The sequence below is a fragment of the Mycoplasma sp. P36-A1 genome, from assembly GCF_049478495.1.
GTDB lineage: Bacteria > Bacillota_I > Bacilli_A > JAJDGJ01 > JAJDGJ01 > P36-A1.
Genome location: NZ_CP168083.1, coordinates 777,164 through 800,249, shown reverse-complemented (window position 1 = coordinate 800,249; position 23,086 = coordinate 777,164). Strand labels below are relative to the sequence as shown.

22 protein-coding genes and 1 other annotated feature are annotated in these 23,086 nt (G+C 28.4%); of the genes, 2 read left to right on the top strand and 20 right to left on the bottom strand.

Annotated features, from left to right (window positions below):
• Positions 1–42: 42 nt before the first annotated feature.
• The gene (gene ileS, locus ACD762_RS03715; RefSeq protein WP_423364519.1) at positions 43–2,763 is read right to left on the bottom strand and encodes an isoleucine--tRNA ligase; all 2,721 of its coding nucleotides are present in this window, start codon (positions 2,761–2,763) and stop codon (positions 43–45) included.
• Positions 2,764–2,803: 40 nt separating this feature from the next.
• Positions 2,804–3,015 (bottom strand) — a binding site (T-box leader).
• 123 nt (positions 3,016–3,138) lie between these two features.
• Here ileS and ACD762_RS03710 point away from each other — a divergent pair.
• Positions 3,139–3,555, top strand: coding sequence for a hypothetical protein (locus ACD762_RS03710; RefSeq protein ID WP_423364518.1), 417 nt, complete (start codon positions 3,139–3,141; stop codon positions 3,553–3,555).
• Positions 3,556–3,572: 17 nt separating this feature from the next.
• Here ACD762_RS03710 and ACD762_RS03705 read toward each other — a convergent pair whose 3' ends face one another.
• From ACD762_RS03705 to ACD762_RS03620, 18 genes are all read right to left on the bottom strand, one after another.
• Positions 3,573–4,331 (bottom strand): YlmH/Sll1252 family protein, encoded by a 759-nt coding sequence (locus ACD762_RS03705; protein WP_423364517.1) that lies wholly within the window; start codon positions 4,329–4,331, stop codon positions 3,573–3,575.
• A 59-nt stretch (positions 4,332–4,390) separates the two neighbouring features.
• Positions 4,391–4,840, bottom strand: coding sequence for a cell division protein SepF (locus ACD762_RS03700; protein ID WP_423364516.1), 450 nt, complete (start codon positions 4,838–4,840; stop codon positions 4,391–4,393).
• Between the two features lie 24 nt (positions 4,841–4,864).
• Positions 4,865–6,001, bottom strand: a complete 1,137-nt coding sequence (gene ftsZ / locus ACD762_RS03695; protein WP_423364515.1) for a cell division protein FtsZ — start codon at positions 5,999–6,001, stop codon at positions 4,865–4,867.
• 17 nt (positions 6,002–6,018) lie between these two features.
• On the bottom strand, positions 6,019–7,272 hold the full coding sequence (locus ACD762_RS03690; RefSeq protein ID WP_423364514.1) for a cell division FtsA domain-containing protein: 1,254 nt from the start codon (positions 7,270–7,272) through the stop codon (positions 6,019–6,021).
• Between the two features lie 108 nt (positions 7,273–7,380).
• The gene (locus tag ACD762_RS03685) at positions 7,381–8,154 is read right to left on the bottom strand and encodes an FtsQ-type POTRA domain-containing protein (RefSeq protein ID WP_423364513.1); all 774 of its coding nucleotides are present in this window, start codon (positions 8,152–8,154) and stop codon (positions 7,381–7,383) included.
• Positions 8,141–9,058 carry a UDP-N-acetylmuramate dehydrogenase gene (gene murB, locus ACD762_RS03680; RefSeq protein ID WP_423364512.1) on the bottom strand — a complete coding sequence of 306 codons (918 nt, stop codon included), beginning with the start codon at positions 9,056–9,058 and terminating at the stop codon, positions 8,141–8,143. Before murB ends, ACD762_RS03685 begins: the two co-directional genes overlap by 14 nt.
• On the bottom strand, positions 9,031–10,137 hold the full coding sequence (gene murG, locus ACD762_RS03675) for an undecaprenyldiphospho-muramoylpentapeptide beta-N-acetylglucosaminyltransferase (protein ID WP_423364511.1): 1,107 nt from the start codon (positions 10,135–10,137) through the stop codon (positions 9,031–9,033). Before murG ends, murB begins: the two co-directional genes overlap by 28 nt.
• 1 nt (position 10,138) lies before the next feature.
• Positions 10,139–11,446, bottom strand: coding sequence for a UDP-N-acetylmuramoyl-L-alanine--D-glutamate ligase (gene murD, locus ACD762_RS03670; RefSeq protein ID WP_423364510.1), 1,308 nt, complete (start codon positions 11,444–11,446; stop codon positions 10,139–10,141).
• Positions 11,439–12,419, bottom strand: coding sequence for a phospho-N-acetylmuramoyl-pentapeptide-transferase (mraY, locus tag ACD762_RS03665; protein WP_423364509.1), 981 nt, complete (start codon positions 12,417–12,419; stop codon positions 11,439–11,441). The genes murD and mraY overlap by 8 nt, the downstream gene beginning before the upstream one ends.
• Positions 12,420–12,429: 10 nt before the next feature.
• Positions 12,430–14,622, bottom strand: coding sequence for a penicillin-binding protein (locus ACD762_RS03660; RefSeq protein ID WP_423364508.1), 2,193 nt, complete (start codon positions 14,620–14,622; stop codon positions 12,430–12,432).
• Positions 14,612–14,905, bottom strand: coding sequence for a hypothetical protein (locus tag ACD762_RS03655; RefSeq protein WP_423364507.1), 294 nt, complete (start codon positions 14,903–14,905; stop codon positions 14,612–14,614). Before ACD762_RS03655 ends, ACD762_RS03660 begins: the two co-directional genes overlap by 11 nt.
• 19 nt (positions 14,906–14,924) lie before the next feature.
• The gene (rsmH, locus tag ACD762_RS03650) at positions 14,925–15,854 is read right to left on the bottom strand and encodes a 16S rRNA (cytosine(1402)-N(4))-methyltransferase RsmH (RefSeq protein WP_423364506.1); all 930 of its coding nucleotides are present in this window, start codon (positions 15,852–15,854) and stop codon (positions 14,925–14,927) included.
• A gap of 12 nt (positions 15,855–15,866) precedes the next feature.
• A complete protein-coding gene (gene mraZ / locus ACD762_RS03645; protein ID WP_423364505.1) occupies positions 15,867–16,298 on the bottom strand; it encodes a division/cell wall cluster transcriptional repressor MraZ in 432 nt (143 codons plus the stop codon).
• Between the two features lie 179 nt (positions 16,299–16,477).
• Positions 16,478–16,666, bottom strand: coding sequence for a 50S ribosomal protein L32 (gene rpmF / locus ACD762_RS03640; protein WP_423364504.1), 189 nt, complete (start codon positions 16,664–16,666; stop codon positions 16,478–16,480).
• A gap of 2 nt (positions 16,667–16,668) precedes the next feature.
• Positions 16,669–17,169: a YceD family protein gene (locus ACD762_RS03635; protein ID WP_423364503.1), complete on the bottom strand. Its 501-nt coding sequence runs from the start codon at positions 17,167–17,169 to the stop codon at positions 16,669–16,671.
• 230 nt (positions 17,170–17,399) lie between these two features.
• Entirely contained in the window at positions 17,400–18,920 is a 1,521-nt protein-coding gene (locus tag ACD762_RS03630; RefSeq protein ID WP_423364502.1) for a YfcC family protein, read from the bottom strand.
• On the bottom strand, positions 18,907–20,262 hold the full coding sequence (locus tag ACD762_RS03625) for a Sapep family Mn(2+)-dependent dipeptidase (RefSeq protein WP_423364501.1): 1,356 nt from the start codon (positions 20,260–20,262) through the stop codon (positions 18,907–18,909). The genes ACD762_RS03630 and ACD762_RS03625 overlap by 14 nt, the downstream gene beginning before the upstream one ends.
• Before the next feature lie 187 nt (positions 20,263–20,449).
• Complete coding sequence (locus ACD762_RS03620; protein ID WP_423364500.1) at positions 20,450–21,208, bottom strand: exodeoxyribonuclease III; 759 nt, start codon at positions 21,206–21,208, stop codon at positions 20,450–20,452.
• A 122-nt stretch (positions 21,209–21,330) separates the two neighbouring features.
• Between ACD762_RS03620 and ACD762_RS03615 the strand changes: the two genes are divergently transcribed.
• On the top strand, positions 21,331–22,290 hold the full coding sequence (locus ACD762_RS03615; RefSeq protein ID WP_423364499.1) for a cation diffusion facilitator family transporter: 960 nt from the start codon (positions 21,331–21,333) through the stop codon (positions 22,288–22,290).
• Between the two features lie 47 nt (positions 22,291–22,337).
• Here ACD762_RS03615 and ACD762_RS03610 read toward each other — a convergent pair whose 3' ends face one another.
• A complete protein-coding gene (locus ACD762_RS03610) occupies positions 22,338–23,054 on the bottom strand; it encodes a GTP pyrophosphokinase (RefSeq protein ID WP_423364498.1) in 717 nt (238 codons plus the stop codon).
• Between the last annotated feature and the right edge of the window lie 32 nt (positions 23,055–23,086).

The following is a 23,086-nucleotide window of genomic DNA, read 5'->3' as shown; positions in this document are numbered from 1 at the left end:
CATATAAAAAAACGAATTCAATTAAGAATTCGTTTTTTATTATTAATGATTGATTACTTCATCGCAACGATCACATAAATCATTGACTACTCTATCTTGTGATACTACATTCCAGCATCTTGGACATGTGTATCCATCAAATTTATTTACTTTAATATAAGCAGTTTCTAGCTCTTCTGAATCTTCTAATCTTTCAAATTTAACATCTGAAACAATATATAATTGATGAAGTTGTGGAATATCTTTAATAAATTCAAAACCATCTTTTGGCCAAACACTTACACTAGCCTCTAATGATTTTCCAACTACTTTTGATTCTCTTGCTTCTTCAATTGCTTTTAAGATATCTTCTCTATGTTTCATAAACATATCATATTTTTCTTCTACTTCTTTTAAGCCTTTAAATTCAAATGCTTTTGGCATATATTCTAAATGCACTGATTCTAATTTATTCTCTTTGTTTATATAAGAATATGTTTCTTCAGCAGTGTGTGGCAATATTGGAGCCAAAATCATTACTAGTGAATTTATTGTATGGAATAGCACTGTTTGAACTTGTCTTCTTCTTAAAGAATCTTCTTTTAAAATATATAATATATCTTTTGTAAAGTCCATATAAAAAGCACTTAGTTCTTTTACTATGAAATTATTTACTGAAGTATATATATTATTAAAATCATATGTATTATATGATTCAATTCCTTTAGTAATGATATTATTAAGTTTTGCTATCATATATTTATCAACATCTTCAAGTGCATCTAATTCTACAAGATTTGCTTCAGTAAAGTCATTTAAGTTACCTAAAATAAATTTAAAAGTATTTCTTATTTTTCGATACGCATCAGATACTTGTTTCATAATGGCATCAGATATTCTAACATCTGCTTGATAATCTGTACTAGAAACCCATAATCTTAATACATCAGCACCATAGACATTAATTAATTTTAAAGGATCAATTGTATTACCTAATGATTTTGACATTTTGTTACCTTTACCATCTAAAGTAAATCCATGACTTAATACTTGTTTGTATGGAGCTTTACCAGTAGCACATGTTCCTACGATCAATGATGAGTTAAACCATCCACGATATTGATCTGAACCTTCCATATATAAATCTGCTGGATATCCTAATCCTCTATCAACAAGTACTGCCTGTGATGATGATCCTGAATCAAACCATACATCCATTGTGTCAGTTTCTTTTGTATATAAATCAATATTTTCATGAGTATCTTTGTATGATTGTGGTAATAGATCTGCTGGATTTGAATCAAACCAGAAATTTGAACCATGTTCTCTAAATTTTTCTTCTATATAAGCAAAGACTTCTTCATTCATAATTGGCTCTTTATTTTCATCAAATAGTATTGGAATTGGTACACCCCAAGATCTTTGTCTTGAAATTGTCCAGTCACCACGATCACGAATCATGTTATATAATCTTGTTTCTCCCCATGCAGGTACCCATTCTACTGTATTAATTTGTTCTAACAACTCTTCTCTTTTTTTAGCTATTGAAGCAAACCATTGTTTGGTTGCTCTAAAGATTACAGGAGTTTTTGAACGCCAATCATATGGGAAACTATGTGTGAATTTTGAAGCTTTAAGTAATGTATGCTTTTCTGTCATTGCTTCAATAATAACATTATTAGCTTTTTCATACCAAAGACCTTGAACTAATTCTCCAGCTTCTTCTGTCATTTTTCCAAAATCATCTACAACTACTTTTAATCCTAATTCGTATTTATTTCCAGCAATATAGTCTTCCATACCATGTCCTGGAGCAGTAGTTACACAACCAGTACCACCTTCAGTATTAACATGATCACCCATGATAACTATACAATCATAATCATATAGTGGATGTGATACAACAATTCTATCTGCTTCTAATCCATTAAACTCTTGGATTAATTCATATTCATATTCTAAATCTTCAAATACTGCTTTTGCTCTTTCTTTAGCAACTACAAGCTTTCCTTCTGGAGTATTGTAAACTCCATACTCAATTCTTTCATTTAAAGCAACTGCTAGCACTCCTGGAACAGTCCAAGGTGTAGTAGTCCAACAAAGAAATTTAACATCTTCTGTTAGTAATTCTTTTCCATCAACCATTTTAAATGTTACATAAATTGAGTTTGAAACCTTATCATGATATTCAATTTCAGTTTCAGCAAGAGCTGTCTCACTTACTGGAGACCAATACACTGGCTTTAATCCTCTATATATTAAACCATCCATTGCCATCTTTGAAAACACTCTAATCTGAGCTGCTTCATATTCTTTTTGTAAAGTTATATATGGATGTTTATAATCTCCAAATGAACCTAATCTTTGAAACTGCATACTTTGATTTTCAATTTGTTTATAAGCATATTCTTCACACAATGCTCTAAATTGAGCAATGCTCATTTCTTTTCTATTAATACCTGATTTGGTAACAGCTGTTTCTATTGGAAGCCCATGAGTATCCCAACCTGGTACATATGGAGAATAATATCCTTGTAATTGTTTTGATCTTACAATTATATCCTTAATTGTTTTATTCATAGCATGTCCTACATGTATATTACCATTAGCATATGGTGGTCCATCATGTAACACAAATGATTCATTTCCTTCTCTACTTTTTAATACTTTTTCATAAAGTTCAATCTCACGCCAGTGATCTTGCATTTTAGGTTCTTTGGTATTTAATTTACCTTTCATTTCAAATGCTGTCTTAGGCATTAAAAGTGTATCTTTGTAATTCATATTTTTTCCTCCTATAATAAAAAAATTCCTTGATATATAATCAAGGAACGAAATTTTCCGCGGTACCATCCTTAGTTCACTGTATAAATCTACAGTACTCTCACTTAAACTTTAACGCAGCTTATACGCTTTTTCTACTACTTTCAAAAAAGTGACTCCCAAATGATCTATTTTATAACTTTATATCATCTTACACCAAATGATGACTCTCTTAAATAAATATTACAAAAACGTTTTGTTCATAGTCGTATATATTTCAATTATACATATTAATGTTAGTTAAGGCAAGAAAAATCAATCTTTTTACTTTTTTATTAGATTATATTTAGGAAAGTTTAATAATAATGCAAATTATGTAATATAAAGGAGGTATCTATGAAATATACAATCAAAGAGTATAAAGTTGAATATATTGAATATGGTGAAAGAGAAGAAATTGATTTAAATATTAAGGATGGCTTTATTGTTAAGCATGCACTTGGTTATTCTAGAAAAGGTGATCAAGAATGTGATTATTCAGCATTTGGTTTAATTATTAATCTTACAAGTAAAACTCATTGTTTAGATTTCTGCATTTGTGCTTATATTGATTTTGAAAATGAACCTTTATCATTACAAAATGAAGATGAGCTTAGTATAGAACTACTTAAAGATTTATACCCAAAGGCAATTAAATTAGTAAATAGAATTAGTTGTCTCTATGGTATTCCCGATTACAATTTGTCTATTCCAGACTTTAGAAAACTTTGGAAAAAATTAGTATTATTTAAAAATACTAACCAATACAGTTAAATAAAAAGGAAATATAATTAGATATATTTATAATAGTCTAAATTAATATTTCCTTTTTTTGTTAGTTTATTACAATCAAATTTCACTATAAATCTTCCATATTTACGTATTGAAATAACATCTTCATTTTTACAAACTCTAGAATAATTATCAGTTGATATTTGATTTACTTTAATATTATTCTCTAGTATATAATTCTTAGCTTGTTCTCTAGATAAATTTGTAATAGCTTTAATAATTACATCTAATCTAGTTGACTTTATTGTTGTATGATATTTTTTAAGATTATCTTCTTCATAAACTATATCATTACTTTTTACTAAGTTAACTTTAGTATTATTAATTTTTTCAATATTTTGTACTACATAATTATATAAATTAGAAACAATTTCAAAATATATATTATTATTATAAACAATAATGCTACCTATAAATTCTTTTTTTATATTATGTGAATACAAAGTTCCTAGTACATCATTATGGTTTATTTGTTTAAATTTATTGTTGTATTCGATTTTAACTAAAGTAGTATATTCAGTTAGGTCTAAATCATTTTTAGAATTAGTAATTGTTAGATAAGATCTTTTACTATTACTAATTTTTGAGTATTTTATGATATCGATATTTTTGATATTTTTAAGTTCATTATTTAATTCTTTCAATAAGATAACATCTATAAAGAAAAGTGTTTTAAAGTTCTGGTTTAAACTAACTTGAAATATAGCTTCATTAATTCTTTCAATTAGCTTATTAATGTCTTTTTCATTTTTATGCATAATAACCTCTTTAAACTAAAAATGCGACATAAATCGCATTTTAAATTATATATTTTTAATTATTCTTCAGTGTCAGTAATTTCACCATGTACTGCAAAATTATTAGGAGTGCATAAGAATACATTAGGTCCAATTTTTTGAACTTCTCCTTCAATTGCGTAAACAACACCACTCAAAAAGTCAATAATTCTCTTTGCTTGATCTTTGCTTACACGGTGTAAATTAATTATACAACCACGTTTACTTTTTAAATGATCTGCAATTCCTTGTGACTCTGAGTAACTTCTTGGTTCAAAAACAACCATTTGTGCACCTTTTCCTGTTGTGTCTTCAAATGAAGATGTACTTGTTACACCAAAGTTTGTATCAGCACTAGTTTCAAATGAACTAGCAATTGGTTCTTCATATGTAGAGCTTTGAGTGCTAAACTCTTCTTGAGTATTGTTGTCAAAGTTTTCTTCATCAACATCAGCACCAATAACCCAGTTTTTTATATCTTTAATAGCCATGTTTTATTCTCCCCTCAAATTATATTATCTATTGTTTCTTAAAAATGCAGGTATTTCTAAATCTTGACTTGAATCTGCTTCAGGTTCAATATTTAAACTGTTATTAGTTTCTTCATTGACTGCAGTAGCAGGTTCAGTTGCAGCAACTGCTTTTGCTTCAACAGCAGGTTGTTGATTTTCTTCTTCTGTAAACAAGCTATTTTCTTGTATTTCAGGAATATCAAAACCTGTAGCTATTACAGTTACAACCATTTCATCATCTAAGTTGTCATTTACTGCAACACCAAAGATAACATTTATTTCTTCATTTCCAGCATACTCTTCAATTACTCTAACAGATTCATTAGCATCCATTAAAGTCATTGATGGTCCACCAGTTACGTTAATAATTGCATGTTTAGCACCAGCAATACTAGCTTCAAGTAAAGGAGAAGCGATTGCTTGTTTAGCAGCAACTTCTGCTTTGTTTTCACCTTGTCCAAGTCCAATACCAATTAAAGCTGAACCTTTGTTTTCCATTACTGATTTAACATCAGCAAAGTCAAGGTTTACTATTGCAGGAACTGCAATTAAGTCAGTAATTGTTTGAACACCTTGAATTAAAATTTTATCAGCTTCTGTAAAAGCATCTCCTACAGGAATAGAACCAACAAATTCTAATAATTTATCATTAGATACAATAATTAATGAGTCAACATTTTGTTTTAATTCATCAATTCCAGCAATTGCATGTTTTGTACGTAATCTACCTTCAAAAGTGAAAGGACGTGAAACAATACCTACTGTTAATGCACCTTGTTCTTTTGATATTTTAGCAATTACAGGTGCAGCACCTGTACCAGTACCTCCACCCATACCTGCAGCAACGAATACCATATCTGCACCTTTAAGTGCATCTTTGATTGCCATTTCACTTTCAAGTGCGGCTTGCTTTCCTATTTCTGGATTAGCACCAGCTCCTAGACCTTTAGTTAGGTTAGAACCTAATTCGATACGCTTAGCTACTCTTGAATTTGCAAGTACTTGTAAATCGGTATTTGCGATTATTAATTCAACACCTTGTATTCCCTCTTCTTCCATTCTGTTTAAGGCATTACAACCCGCGCCACCTACGCCGACCACCTTAATGTTTGCATATTGATCAAACTCTATATTATTCATAAGAAACCTCCAATTTTTTAGTTATTAAATATATATGAAACTAAGCGTTTTATAAAATCCTGCTCCACATTACTATTATTGTTGTTATTATACAACAAATTGTTTTTCTCAACAAGATTAATTGAGTTTATATAGTCCTTTTTATTAACAAAAAGCTTAATTTCTCCCCTTACTCGTGAGAAATTTGCTTCATATATAATTGCTCCTAAGCATTTTATGAAACTTGAGCTCCTTGCACCAAGAACTTTAGAACTAATAATATTATATGGAAAATTTAATTCATATCTCAAAACGTGTTCTAATCCATTAATTTTATTAGCTCCACCAGTGAAGTAAAATAAATCTTCTTCACTTAGTTGTAAGTCGATTATTTCAGTTTTTACTAGGTCTATTATTTCCTTTTGTCTAGACAAAGCTACTTCTGAAAGAAACTTTTGAGTAATTTCTACATCTTCATTACTGTATTCATCATAGTAACGATAAATTACTAAATCTTGTATTCTATCAATATTTAAATCTACATACTTTTTCTTGAAAGCTTCCGCTTTGTTGTTGTCTATCTTTGCTACTAATGCAATGTCGTTAGTTATGTTCTTACCACCAAGTTCAATGGATTTGTAAGATTTCATTGTATTATTTTTAAAATACGCTATGTTAGTACTAGTTGAATTCATATCTACAATGATCGCACCTGATTTTAATGCACTAGGCATCACACTTTCAGAAGCAATTGCAAGAATATCTAAGCATACATCAACAACATTAAAACCACATTCCTCAATTATTTTAATTAACGGATATGCAATAACTGTAGGTATAGTATATACACTACCCTCTAGTTCTATATATCTTGTTTCAAGACCTACTGGATTTGAAACATACCCATATCCATAAGCAGAATATCTATCGATTACAACATTCACAACAAAGTTCTTTTCATTATCATTTTTACGAATCATTTGTTCAATTCCTGTTGCAATTTCATCTTTTTGTATTACTTGATCTTCTCTGATAGCTTCAACTCTTACCTTATCGCTAAACTTCTTACAGTGATTTGAAGGTATGACTAGAATAGTATTTTTGATTTCATAACCTAGTAATGAAGTAATTTCATCTTTTAGTTCAAAAATAACTTTTTTCAAGTCATGCTGATCATCATTATCAAAATTAATATCAATTTTTTTCTCACTGCTAGCTAGGATATAGGGTTTCATGTTGTAATATTCTGCAACCACTGCCTTAATAGAATACTCTGATAATTCAATAGCCATATATATCTCATTGTGTTGCAAAGTAATCAACCCCCAATCTTTTTTAATTATACTATAAATTTACCATATAATAAAGAATAATTAACATTATATGTTTCAAATAATGTTTTAATTGTCGCATTTTCGAACAATTGCTTTATTTTCTGAGTCTAAATATTGTATTACACTACATTTATAACTAGTATTGATTGAAAAACTGTGATATCGTGACCCTACTTTGACAATATTGTCTAAGCTAGTTTCAATATATATTTCTTTTTTTCCAGTCATTATAAATGTAAAAAATTCTTTATCATAATTTGTAGGTGTATATTGTATTTGAGATATCTCATTCAAAACAGAGTCAGCTAGTTGAGAAGTTGTATTTATTAACTTTTTCTTTATATCATCATCTATTTTTTTGTTTTCTGATAATTCTGGTACTACACCTTTGTATCTTGCAGTAACACTATCTTCAAATGTTAGTTTGTTACCACTTTGATCATAGAATACGGTTTTATTATTTTCTGTATCATAAAACAATAGTCTATTTTCACTAACCTTAATTTCAACGCTACCTAATAATGTTTTAGTAACTTCAACATCCTTAAATAAGTTAGAACTTTCTAGTGCTCTACTAATTAAAACTGCTGGTCTTGTAAAAGTAAATTGATTTATTTCTAAATTTGCGATTTCTTTTATTTGTGCATTATCATATCTCTCGTTGCCACTAATGATTATTGAATTTATACGAGAAATAGGTGAAATTAAATATATTATTACTAAAACTGCAGCTATTGCACTTAATAACATATTTCTAGCTTTACGTTCTTTTCTTCGCTTTTTTTCTAATTCGATTTTTTCATTTAAACAATCAATATCGTATAGGCTATTTTTCTCCATTGAAATTTACCAATTCGACTTCTATCTTTAGTTTAACATTAAACTTCTCATTAACTTGTGTTTGTACCAACTTGATTAATTCATAAATGTCTTTAGCACTTGCTCTATCTGTATTTATTATAAAATTAGGATGTTTTATTGAAACCTGAGCATCATTAATTTTATAACCTCTTAACATTGCATCATCTATTAACTTCCATGAACTTAATTCTTTTGAAGGATTTTTAAAAACAGAACCTGCACTGTATGCATCATAAGGCTGCGTATCCATTCTTCTTTTTTTACGATCATTAATTAATTGTTTAATATTTTCAGGATCTTCCTCTTCTAAGTACATCTTTACTGCAAGTACTATCCAATCTCTTTTTGTCTGTAAGATAGAATGTCTATAAGAAAATTCTAACTCTTCGACATTTACCCATTCTACATTGCCATTTCTATATAATAGTACTTCGGATATTACATCAGACATACTTTTTTTATAAGCACCGGCATTCATAAAAGCTGATCCACCAATACATCCAGGTATTCCACTTGCAAATTCAAGTCCTGTTAAACCTGCATTTGCGGTGTGTACTGCTAGTGCAATCATACTTACACCACATTCTGCATATACTTCGTTTCCACTTATCTCATAGCTGTTTAATAGCCTTGTAGAGATGATTATACCTTGAAAGGGTTTATCGTTAATTAAAACATTTGATCCTGCTCCTAAAACAAAGTAATTAATTTTATTTTTTATAGCATAATCAATAGTATTTACTATGTCTTGGTAATTTTTTGATTCTACATAGATATTTGCAGGTCCTCCGACACGATATGTTGTATGTTTGTATAAAGGTTCATCTATTATGATATTAGAAACTCCTAGATTGATTAAATCTTTGTGTATCTTTTTTTTCATTTTTGATCCTCCTTTTTCTTTAACATTAATTTATAGATATTTTCAGCTGAATTTTCAAGATTAAAATCAGAAGTATTTTTGATTATTGATTCATATAATTTATTATCATTTAATAAAAGATCTATACTATTGCTTAAATCTGTTTCTAAATTATCTGTTTCTTCAATCATTAAGGCAGCTTTTTTATCAATTATTGCTTTAGCATTATGATATTGATGATTGTTTGTTACATACTTACTAGGTATTAATATTGCAGGTTTATGTGCTGATAGTATTTCTGTTAATGCTGAAGCTCCTGCTCTTGAAACAATAATATCACAAGCCTTGATTACGCTTACTAAACCATCTATATATGGTAAGACTTTAATGTTACTATTATATTTATTATTTTCATGATTTTTATAGTAGTCTTTACCACTAACATATATAATTTGAAAATTACTATTTTTTATATTTTTAAGATATTTTTGCATTGCATTATCAATAGTCATACTTCCTTGAGAACCCATTACAATTAATATTGTTTTAAGATTATTTTGTAATCCTAATGATGCAAGTTCTGTTTTAGGTGTCATAGTTACTTGATATGAAGTTGGATTACCTAATTCAATTACATTATTTGTATGAGTTTGGTTTTGTATATCTGGATATGCTGTAATAAAACAATCTACTTTTTTAGCAAGTGTTTTATTACTTTTACCAACTACAGAGTTTTGTTCATGAAGCATTGTTGGAATATTTAAATCAATAGCAGCTTTAATTGCAGAATAAGAAGTGTATCCACCAAAACCTATAACTATGTCTGGTTTAAATTCTTTTATGATCTGCTTACACTGATTGACCTTTAAAAACACTTGAGAATATCCTTTTATTTTTTTAAAGATACTACCACTTGGTGTTATAATATCTAATCCAATAAAATTGTAACCATGTTCAGCTACTTTAGTTGCTTCAATTCGATATTTAGAACCGATGAAAAGCACTTCATTGTCTTTGTTTTGTTGTTTAATATAATCTGCTAATGCTAATGCTGGATATAAATGTCCACCAGTTCCACCGGCACTAAATATAACTCTCATTTTATTCACCCTTTACTAATTTATTATAATATTCTCCTCGTTTTTCATAGTTTTGAAATTGATCAAAACTTGAAGTAGCTGGCGAAAAGATAATTACCTTATCTTTGTATTTTCCTTTTATATATTTTATTGCATCATCTAAAGTATCTACTACTTTAGTTTCTTTTTTGATGTCATTAAATGAATTCTTTATTTGACCAAAGCTAATAACTTCAACTATATTGTTTTTTACATTTATTAGCTCTATTAACTTACTAAAGTCTAAGTTTTTTTCTTTACCACCTAAAATTAAAACTATTTCTTCTTTATTAAATGCATTCAAAGCAGTTATTGTTGAGTCTGGTGTTGTAGCTTTAGAATCGTTATAATAAATATTTCCATTTTCATAGACTTTTTCTAAGCGATATTCTACTCCCCTAAATTCAGAACATATTTTTTGAATGATATTATTGTCAACATTCATAATTTTTGCATATGCAATTGCAAACATTGTATTATAAACATTATGTATCCCTTGAATTGATAAATCATTTATATTTAGTATTGGTTCGCTTTTGTATTTAATAATATCATTTTCTAAAAAAACATCTGCTTGTTTATTATTTGTTGATAAAGTAATGATATTAGCATTGATATTTTTAGAATAATCTACTACTAATTGATCATCTAAGTTTAAGATGTAAAAGTCATCTTTGTTTTGATTTTTAAAGATACTAGTTTTTGAATAATAATAATCTTCAACTGTATCCATATAATCTAAATGATCTGGTGATAAATTCATAATTGTTGATATTTTTGGCTTAAATGTTTCTATTCCCATTAATTGAAAACTTGATAATTCCATTATAATATAGTTATTTGATTTGTGTTCTAACACAACATCACATAAAGGAAATCCTATGTTTCCTGCTAGATAAGTGTTGTCATAAGCTTCTTTCATAATATTATATATTAATGTTGTCGTTGTTGTTTTTCCATTTGTACCAGTTATTGCTAAATTAATGTTATTTGAATAAATATAACCTAACTCGATTTCACTTATTATTTTTATTCCTTTTTTTTGTGCTGCAGCAATGAATTCAACTCGATAAGGTATCCCCGGATTTTTTACGATAAAATCCCATTTTTCTTCTAATAATGATAATGGATGCATTCCATCTATTACTCTAATATCTTTAAATTGATCAAGAATAGTTTGATCTAGTTTTTCATTTACTGTTAATGTAATATTATAATTTTCTTTTCTTAACAAATTTATTGCAGCTAATCCACTTTTAGAAAGACCAACTACTAATGCTTTTTTAGACAAAATACAACACCATCCCTAGCAGTCCAAATAATAGACCAAATATGTACATCATAAATACTGTTCCTTGTTCTTTTAAAGTTCCCATTTCAAAGTGATGATGAATAGGAGCCATTCTAAATATTCTTTTACCTGTCTTTTTAAAATATAAAATTTGAATAACAACTGATGCCATTTCTACAACAAAGACCATCCCAATTATTAATGATAGAATTTCAACTTTTAGCAAAAGTGCTACAACAGCATAAAATCCTCCTAAAGCAAGTGAGCCTGTATCTCCCATAAATATCTTAGCTGGCTTTTTATTAAAGATATAAAAACCAAGTAACCCTCCAATTAAAGCACATATATAAAGCAATACAACACTTTGTTGTTGATCATAAGCTATTATAGCCATAAATCCTAAGGCTATTGCAACTGTTATTGAACTAAGCCCATCTAAACCATCGGTAAAATTGATAGCATTGCTGTATCCAACAAACATTATTAAAGCAAATAAAATATAAATGTAATGTAGGTTTATTGAAATTCCATAAAACAATGTAATATTAGTATAGTTAGGATCAAAAAATCTACCCGGATATACTACAACAAGTACTATAGTTACTAAGCATTGTAGTGCTAATTTTGCCTTAGGACTTAGTCCTTCATTTTGTTTTTTTATTACAATCAACATATCATCAGCAAGACCTATTGCAAAGTATCCTAAAAAAACTATTGTTATTGCTAAACCATTTGGACTTGCAAGAAATCCTGGTCTAAGTATTAACATTGTAATCATTGTTGATAAAACAAAGGCTATTCCTCCCATAGTTGGAGTTCCTTGTTTTTTTAAATGTGATTGTGGTCCATCTTCTCTTATGCTTTGTCCAAATTTAAATTTGTGCAAAACTGGAATAAAAACCGGCATTATGATGACTGTTAGTATCCATGATGTTAAGAGAGTTACTACACCCATAGTCATTATTTCATTCATTAAAAAACCTCTATTCTAGCTTAATTTTTAATACATCTTTATCTTTTAAGGTAGTACCTTCTACAATGCTTTGTGATTTAACATAACCACTACCTGAAAACTGAACTTTAATATCTAAAAGTGCTGCTACTTTTAAAACATCGCTTTTAGCATATCCACTTAAATCAATCATCTGATATTTTTTAGAATCTGATAAAACAAAAATTCTTTGATTATTAGATACACTTGTGTATGGGGATGGAAATTGATTTATTACATTATCACCATCACCTAATACTACATAAGATAATTTTTCTTGTTTTAATTTCTTCTTAGTATAAGAAATACTATTATTAACAAAAGATTCAACCTCATATACTTTTGCTTCTTTTGTATTACTTTTAGAATTCTTATCTGGATTAGCATCTAAATAAGCTAATACATTACTTGTTACATTTTTAGTAAATTTAGCTCTTGCTGCATAACTTGGTGATTCATCTTTTTTAGTAACTAAATACATTATAATATCTGGATCAGAAGTTGGAGCTGCTAATAAAAATGAGGTATAGTAACAAGTTGAACAAGTTGCATATTTTCCATTAACAACATATTCTGCCGTTCCGGTTTTACCAGACACTGAATAGTTATCAATTTTGTAATGTGCATAACCCGTTCCTCTTTCATCTTCAACTACTTTAGACATTAATTCTAACATTGACTTTGCAGTTGATTCTTTTATTGGTGTTCCTACAATAGTTGGTTTAAATTCTTCAATGATTTTTTTAGTGTCTGGATCACTTATTTTTTCTGTAATATAAGGTTTCATCATATTACCCTTATTAGTTATTGCAGTAAAGGCCTGAATCAATTGTACTGGAGTAATCGAACTTGCTTGACCAAATCCTGTAGTATATTTTTCTTGTTTTTTACTCATTACTTTTGTACCCGTGTTCTCACCCGCAATATCTATGCCTGTCTTCTTAAAAAAATTAAATTTAGTTAAATATTGTTCATAGGTACTTGTTTTTAAATACTTTTCAAATAGGTGAATTATCCCAGTGTTTGATGATCTCATAAACCCTTCATCAAAACTTATACTTCCCCAGTTATTATTATCATAGTTTTTAATTGTTTGAACTACTACACCATTATCTGTAATATTAGTAGTTCCAGAATTATATTTATCATTTCCTTTATATACACCTGCATCCATAGCGGCAGCATAAGTAAATGTCTTCATTGTAGATCCTGGTTCAAAAACTAAAGATACAAATGGATTTGTATAGTCTTTGATATCAAGTTTGTTTGGATTAAAGGTTGGTCTATTGGTTAAGGCTAGTATTTCACCAGTCTTAGCGTTGGCAACTACAGCTAAGGCTAATTCTGCTTTATTGCTTCGAAACATTTCTTCCATATTTGATTCGACAATTCTTTGAATGTTATTGTCAATTGTTAAATATACATCTTTTCCATCAACAGGTGCTACATTACTTATTTCTTTTCGAGTAAGTCCTTGCCCATCAACTAAATATTCTCTTTTACCATCAGTTCCTTTTAAAACATCATCGTATGTTGCTTCAATTCCAAGTTGACCGACCATTCTTTTTTGTTTTTCATCATATGTTGCATATCCAATAGTACTTGATGCAAATGTTCCATTTGGATAATATCTTGAAACTACTTCACTAAATTCAATACCAGTTAGATTTAAACTATCAATGGCATCTTTTTGTGTTTGAGATAAACCTTTTCCTTTAGAGCCTAGTTCTGTTTGATAATATTTAACCGGATCCTTACTTAACATAGTGTAGAGATCTTTTTCTTTCATCTTTAATATTGGTGCTAATTTTTTAGCATAACTTGCAGGATCTGTAACATATGCTGGCTTTTTATTTATTTCATCATATCTTTTCCTATTTAAAATAGCTAAAATATTATAAGTAGTGGTATCTTTAGCAATAACATCGCCTTTAGCATCATAGATTGTTCCTCTTTTAGCTGATACTACTTCTGATTTAAAATCTCTTTCTTGTGCATAATGGTTAATGTCTTGTCCACTAACAATATGATGACCTGTTAGTGAAATCCAAGTAATATTTACTAATAAAACACCAAAAATAGTCAAAAAGACAACGAGAATTGATCTAATTGAAGAAACTCCGTTATCTTGAACATTTATTTTTTTAGTTTTTTTAGTCTTTTTATTACTCTTATTATCTGACATTTTTTATCGTTCCTTCACGATTTTCCAAACCATTTTCTTTTGCTACTGAGTTCATTCTTTCAAATGAACTTAAATCATCTATTTTCAGTTTTAAAGTTTGATTGTTTTGTTTTATATTTTGATTTTCCTTTGTTAATGTATTTAACTGGTGATCAAGACTTATATTATAGTTTTTTACTATAATACAACTACATAAGTATACCATAAATAATATAACAAAACAAAGTTCCATTTTTAACTTTCTACTGTTCTTTTTTAGACTTTTCTTAACTACTTTATTCATAATAATTAGCCCCCTATAACTATCATTTTATTTTTTCTATTACTCTTAACCTACTAGAATGAGAACGATTATTTTCATGTAATTCTTCATTACTAGGTACTATAGATTTAGTATTTATTAATCTGAAATCGATATCATCTTCAACAAATACTGGAATATTTTTTGGAATTTTAGATGTCGTTAGTTGTTTGAAAATTCTTTTGCAAATCTTATCTTCACCAGAATGGAAAGTAATAACTGCAATTCTGCCATTAACATTGAGAATATCAACAGCATCAAGTAAAGCTTGTTCAAACACATCTAATTCTTTATTAACTGCAATTCTTAATGCTTGAAATGTCTTTTTAGCTGGATGTCCTTTCTTTTTTAAAACTGCCTGTGGTAAAGACTCTTTTATTGCATCAACTAACTCAAATGTTGTTTCTATTGGTTTTATTAATCTTTTCTTCTCTATTGTTCTAGCTATTTGTTTAGCAAACTTTTCATCCCCATAAGCTCTTAAAATATAGACAATATCATTAAATGAAAAATCATTAATAATTTCATAAGCACTTAGTGATGCATCTTGATCCATTCTCATATCAAGCCTAGCATCATATCTATATGAAAAACCTCTTTCTGGTGTATCAAACTGAACTGAACTAACTCCTAAATCAAATAATATACCATCAACCTTTGTTATATTAATTTTAGCTAATTCTTCTTTTAAGTTTGCAAAATTACTATTTATTATATATACATTTTCTTTTTCCTTAAATACCTCTTTAGCATTTTCTATAGCAACAATATCTTGATCAAAACAGATTAACTTTCCTTTACTTGAAAGCTTTTCATATATTTGAGAAGAATGTCCTGCTCCACCTAAGGTCATATCTACATATATACCTTCTGGATTTATATTTAACATGTTAATAGATTCTTTCATCATAACTGAATAATGATCAAACATGCTTATTCCCCCTTATATTTCAAAATCAATTAATTCTGATGCTAAATCATCAAAACTTTCTTCTAATGATTCATTATATTCTAACCATCTTGTTTCATCCCATATTTCCATATGATTACCAGCACCTATAATTATGCAACTTTTACTCAATTTTGCTAATTCGCATAAGTGATTAGGGATGTTTATTCTTCCATTTTTATCAAACTCTATTTCTGCTGCATTTGATAAAACCATTCTAGCATAAGCTCTTGCTTGTACTTTAGTTGTAGGCAAAGCTGCAAGTTTATTAGCAACTTGCTCCCAAGCATCTATTGTATAGACACTTAAGCAACCATCTAATCCTCTAGTTAGTACAACATTTCCCTCAATTTGTGCACGTAGTTTCGCAGGAAAAGTCAGTCGTTTTTTAACATCCATATTATTATTATATTGTCCTATGAACATTTAACCACCACCTTCTACCACATTTAACCACTTTATTACACTTATTATATCATAATGAATATTTAGCCTCAACTATTTACACTATCTAATTATTAATAATTTATCTATTTGGCATTAATTATTAAACAAAAATAAAAAAGGGCATAAAAAAAACGCCCTAAGGGCGTTTATACAAACAATTATGCTTGTCCTTTTTCCATTTTTACTTCAGTTTTTCCTTTATAACTACCGCAGTGTTTACAAACTCTGTGAGAAAGTGTCATTTCTCCACAATTACCACATTTAGTTACTCCAGGCATTGAAAGCTTGAAATGAGTTCTTCTTGTTCTTTTTACTTTTTTAGATGTTCTTCTAAATGGTACAGCCATGATTAATCCTCCTTATCATCCTTAAATAAACCTTCTAACTTTGCTAGTCGTGGATCTATTTCTGTTTCTTTTTCTTGATCATATTCATCTTCGCTTAGCAATCGCCAAGACTTACCACTTTTGTTTATACAATCATTCTTGACAAACTTAGTAGGTGCTTCCACAATTAGCCTTTGCCAGGCTAATTCCAATAAGTCGATATAATCGGCTTCATAGTCAATTGCATCAACAAACTCTTCATCAAGCAATTCATTAATTTGAAAATTAAATGGAAAATCTCCTGTTTCATCACTCAATGAACAAGGAAGATATAATACTCCTTTGAACATTAGATCAACTGATACTAATTCATCATCCATTTTAATTAAGCCGTTCACTTTAACATCGCTAACTCCTCTAATATTAGATATTTTAGCAAACATTTTTTGATCAAACTTAAGCGTTTCTCTAACTTTGAATTCTTGATTAGGCTGTTTTTTTAGCCAACTTATTTTCCATTTCACAATTACACCTACTTTTTGCAACAATATTATTATATAGAAATCGCATTGTAAAGTCAATATCTTTTATATACTCATCACTATAAGTAAAAAGTTATTTTTTGCTTTACTACTAATGTATTATAAGCTTATTCTTAAATACTTTTAATAGATATCTATCTAATATATTATACTATTTATTTTACAAGATATCACTACTTTTTTTAAATATGACTAAATATAATTATTATCTTTTAAACTAATCCAATGTATGGAGCAATCGAAATTATTAATCCACCTACTATTGTTAATAAAATATAGATTTTAAGTACAAATTTTAAATAGTAATTATATGGGACATTTACTAATTCTAGGGTACCCATAACTGTTGCAGATGGGAATATACAAGATGTAAAGTTTAGTCCAATTGTAAAGGCTGACATTAATATTATTTGTCCACCAATTTCACCACTACTAGTAGCTGCAAAGATTGCTGCTGCAACAGCTCCAAGAATTGGCATTGAAATAGATGCTACTCCACTTGTTGATTGTAGGAATACTCCAATTGCCATGAATGCAAAAATTGCAACAATAGCAAATACCCATAACGGTACATTAGCCATCGCTTCTGAAATCCAATAAACTAATGTTACTGACATTCCTGATGTTTTTGAACCCATTAAAATTGAAATACCTCTAGCAATACCAAGTACTACTACAACACCAAGTAAATCTTTTGATCCATCTAAGAATAGTTTAAAGAATTTAGCTTCTGGAATTTTGTTTATAATTTTTAAGAAGAATGCACCGATAAAGAATAAGAATGAGAATTCATTAAAGTACCATTCACCAAATGGTGTAAAGTTTTTTGAACCAATTACTGGAATTTGGTTTAATGCTGTTATTGGTGCATTAACTATATCTGAAAGTCCAAACTCACTCCAAGGAATATATCCTATAATCATGAATACAACTATTAATATAAATACTAATGCTGATAAAAATCTTTGTCTATTAAATTCTGGTAATTCACTTTGATTATCATCTGTTAAAGAATTTACATCATCAAGTTCTGCAATTATTGACTTTTCAGGGAATTTTTTTACTGAATTAGCATACTTTATTAAATAGAAAGTAGCAATTGTGTTTAAAACCACAAATATTATTATTCTTAAAATTATCCCAGAACCTAATGATAATTCTGGATTACCAAGAGCTGCAACTGCAGCACCTACTGAAAATGGATTTACTACAGAAGCCATATTACCAACTGTTGCTCCAACAAATAATACCCCAATACCAGTCATTACATCATATCCTGCAATAACAAATAGAGGTATGATTACAACTGCAAAGGCAGGAATTTCTTCCCATAATCCAAAGACAGTACCTAATAATGCAAAAATAGTTGTCATTACTGCAATTAATACTGCTCCAGTAAATTTGTTTAATAATTTACCAATACCTGCTTCTAGTCCACCTGTATAGTTTAATACATTTAAGAAACCACCAGCGATTAATAAGGCAATTGCAACATCACTTGCGTTTTGAAAACCTTGGATTGGTGCTTGTACAAAATCCCAAACACCTGCAGGCTGTGTACCAGCTCCACCTAAATTAACAATATTATCTGATTCATCAAATACAGCTTTTACAACAACTTTTCCTGTTTCTGCATCAAAAACTGATACAGGTATAAAATAAGTTAGAATTGCTGTAATTAATAAAGCAATAAACACTATTGTAAAAGCACTTGGCATTTTAAATTTTTTCATTTTTTCTCTCCTTTAACACTAATAATCTAAATGCTTGCATATAAATCTTCATAGCTATTTTAAACTCATCAATATTTACTCGTTCATTAGCTTGATGTTCTGTTTTTAAACCACTTGGTAAAACTGCTCCAAAAGCAACACAATTATCCATTGCTCTTGCATAAGTTGCCCCACCACTTGTCATTGGTTGTGATTGTGTATCATTTGTAACATCAACATATGCTTGCATTAATGATTTCACTAGTTCAGACTCTTTACTAACATATATTGATTTCAAGTAATCAAACTCTTCGTAGTGTAAGTCAAATTCTTTTGCAACTTCTTTTAATCTTTTTACAATTAATTCCTTATCATAAGTAACAGGTATTCTCATATCAATATCAATTTCTTGAGTATCAGCAGTAAAATTCACCATTCCTATATTGAACATTAATTTTCCAGAATGTTCATCTTCAATTTTACCAAAAAGATCTTCTCCATTTGGATTTTGCCCATATTTCATTACAAAGTCTAACAAATTAGCATTTACTTGCTTTTTGCTTAAAGCTTTCATTAATCTAACACAAGCATTAATTCCAGTATCAGATGCCTGTGCATGAACTGATTTCCCTTCAACTATTAAATTATCTTTATCAATACGATACTCATATTTTAATTCATCTAGAATTTTAACTAATTCATTATCTAGTTTAATTTCTGCTTTTGCAGGAACTGCATTAAAAGCATCTCCACCTTTAAATTCAAAATCAATATGTTGTTTTGAAGTTAATTTCACTTGTAATAAACCCTTTTCAGCATATATTAAAGGAAATTTAGAATCTGGAGTAAATCCCATATCAGGCATTTCTTCTTTTTCTTGGTATTTTGTAATACCTCTCCATAAATTTTCTTCATCTGTTCCAAAAATAAATCTTATTCTTTTATTTAATTCATATCCATTATCTAGCAATGCTTTTAAAGCATACATACTAAGTAAGGTTGGACCCTTATCATCTTGGATACCTCTAGCTATTATTTGATTATCTTTTATTGTTAGTTCAAAAGGATTACTTGACCAATTTTCAATATCATTTGCTGGTACTACATCTAAATGACCTAATACTCCAAATAAGCTTTTTCCTTCACCTAATTCTGCATATCCATAATAACCTTCAGGATCTACATAAGTTTTGAAACCTAGTTTATTTGATATTTCAATCATTTTATTCAAAGAATTGGCTATTCCAACTCCAAAAGGAGCATTTATATCCGCTTTGTCTAATACACTTTTGATAGATATTAAGTCTTTTGCATCATCAATAAATCTATCAAAATAACTATTTACTAATACATCTAAATTCATTTGTAACATTTCCTTTCTTTCTCTTTTAATTATATTATACTTTTAAACATAAAAAAAACAATACTTTCATACACAACAAGTAAACATTTCACTAATTTACATTATGATTACATTTATTATGTAATATAAACATTGGTATTTGGACATAAATAAAAAGGATATTGGCATCCTTTTTATTTTATTTAGTTTATAAGTTTATTTCTAATTGTATGGGACAGTGATCTGAACCTAATATATCATCATATATTACTGCATCAACAATTTCAGTTTTTAATTTTTCATTAACTAAAAAGTAATCTATTCTCCAACCAATATTACGTTCTCTTGCTTGTCTAAAGTAAGTCCAAAATGTATAGACATCTTTTCTAGTTGGGTATTTATATCTAAATGTATCTACAAATCCACTATCTAATAAAACACTCATTTTTTCTCTTTCTTCATCACTAAAGCCGGCATTTTTATGGTTTGTATCTGGTTGTGCAATATCTATTTCATTGTGGGCAACATTTAAGTCTCCACAAATTATTACATTTTTCTTTTCTTTCAAATTTAAAAGATATTTTCTAAATTCATCTTCCCACACCATTCTGTATTCTAGTCTAGCTAATTTTTGCTTAGAATTAGGTGTATATACTGTTACTAAATAATAATTATCATATTCAAGTGTTATTACTCTTCCCTCAGCATCATGTTCTTCAATACCTAGACCATTGAATACACTAATTGGCTTATTGTTAGTCAATATAAGTGTTCCTGAATATCCAGCTTTATCAGCACTATTCCAAAATGCATATTTATAATTAAACTGACTAGTATCTACTTGATCTGGTTTACACTTTGTTTCTTGTAAGCAAATAAAATCAGCATCAAACTTTTCAAGCTGTTCATTAAAACCTTTTTTAATAACTGCTCTTAAGCCATTTACATTCCAACTTATTAATTTCATAATTTTTCACCTCAATCATAATATACCATATTTTTTGTCGACAATTTAAATATATAAACAATTAATTTTTTATTAATTAAGATATCTTGTATAATTAACTTATTAATATAGGAGGATATATAATGAAAGAAAAGAATGCACCTTCTGGAATGTTTGCCGTTATCATTGCTTTAGCAGCTAATGTTTTAGTTGCGATATCAAAGTTTATCGGCTTTTTACTAAGTGGTTCTACAGCTATGATGAATGAAAGTATACACAGTTTTATCGACTGTTCAAATCAAATACTTTTACTTGTTGGAAATAAAAAAGCGACTACTGGACAAAGTGAATTACATCAATTTGGAGAAGCTAGAGCTAAATATTTTTATTCTACAATTGTTGCTATGATGTTATTTTTTGGAGGTGGTGCTCTTGGTGTATATGAAGCAATTGAAAAGCTATTACACCCATCACATGAAATTAGTAATATCTATTTAATTATTGGAATATTAATTTTTGGTTTAATAGTTGAAGGATCATCTTTAAGAGTAGCCTTTAAAGAAATAAAAGAATTAAATATTGATAAATTACCATTATTCAAATTTCTTAAAGAAAGTAGACATAGTGAAATATTAGTTATATTTGCTGAGGACACTTGTGCAGTAGTTGGACTATTATTAGCCTTGTTAGGTACTACATTAACATTAGTAACAAATAATGCGATGTTTGATGCATTAAGTGGACTTTTAATTGGATTATTACTAATGGGCGTTTCAATTGTTCTAGCTAGAGAGTTTTATAGTTTAATGATTGGTGAAAGTGTTACAAAAACTGATCTTAAAACTATTATGCTTTCTTTTAATAGAAAAGATGTTGATCGTGTAATTGATATAAAAACAGTACATTTAGGACCTACAGAAATTCTTGTTGCAGCTAAGATAGATTTAGTTGATAAATATAATTATTTAGCTCATGATATTATAAATGATATTGAAAAAGAAATAAGATCAACAATGCCTGATAAAAAGATTTACATCTATATTGAAACTGATCAATATGATCCAGATTATGATAAGAAAAAATTAAATGAGAGTAACAAATAAAAAAAACTGCACAGATTGATATATTATACAATCTTGCAGTTTTTTAATTATTCTTTTAAGCTATCATATTGATCTATTGTTTTTCGTAATTCCATCATGTTTTTATCAGTAACACTTATAACCTCAGCAGCATTTTTAAGTTGTTGCAACACATCAAGTTCTATTTGAGATTCATTCTTATATCTTAAACTATGCTCAAGTGATGCCCAAAAATCCATTGCTATTGTTCTTATTTGTATTTCAACATTAACTAATTTTTTTTGATTTGAAAAAAACACTGGAACTGTTACAACTAAATGTAAACTTCGATATCCATTTTCTTTTGGGTTTTTTATATAATCTTTACACTTAACTAAAGTGATATCATCTTGTCTAAGTAAAACATCTACAACTGAGTAAATATCATCTATATAGCCTACAATTACTCTAATACCAGCTATATCTAATAAATTATCTTCTATGTTTTCTATTGAAAATTCAATATTATGTTTTTGTAATTTATTTCTTATACTCTTTGGTGTTTTCATTCTACTTTTTATTGTTTGAATTGGATTATGTTCAGATGTAAGTGACATTTCTAAATTTAGAATTTCTAATTTTGTAACTATTTCCTTAATTGCACACTCATACTCTAACATCATAAGTCTTAGTCTTGCAAGTAAACCTTTATGTTCATCTATATTAGCGCTTGTAAGTAGCCATTCACTTATTTTATCTATATCACTATCATTAAGTACTGGTTTTATTATATTTGTATGTTTCATAAATACATCCCCTTAAAAATTTTATTTATAAC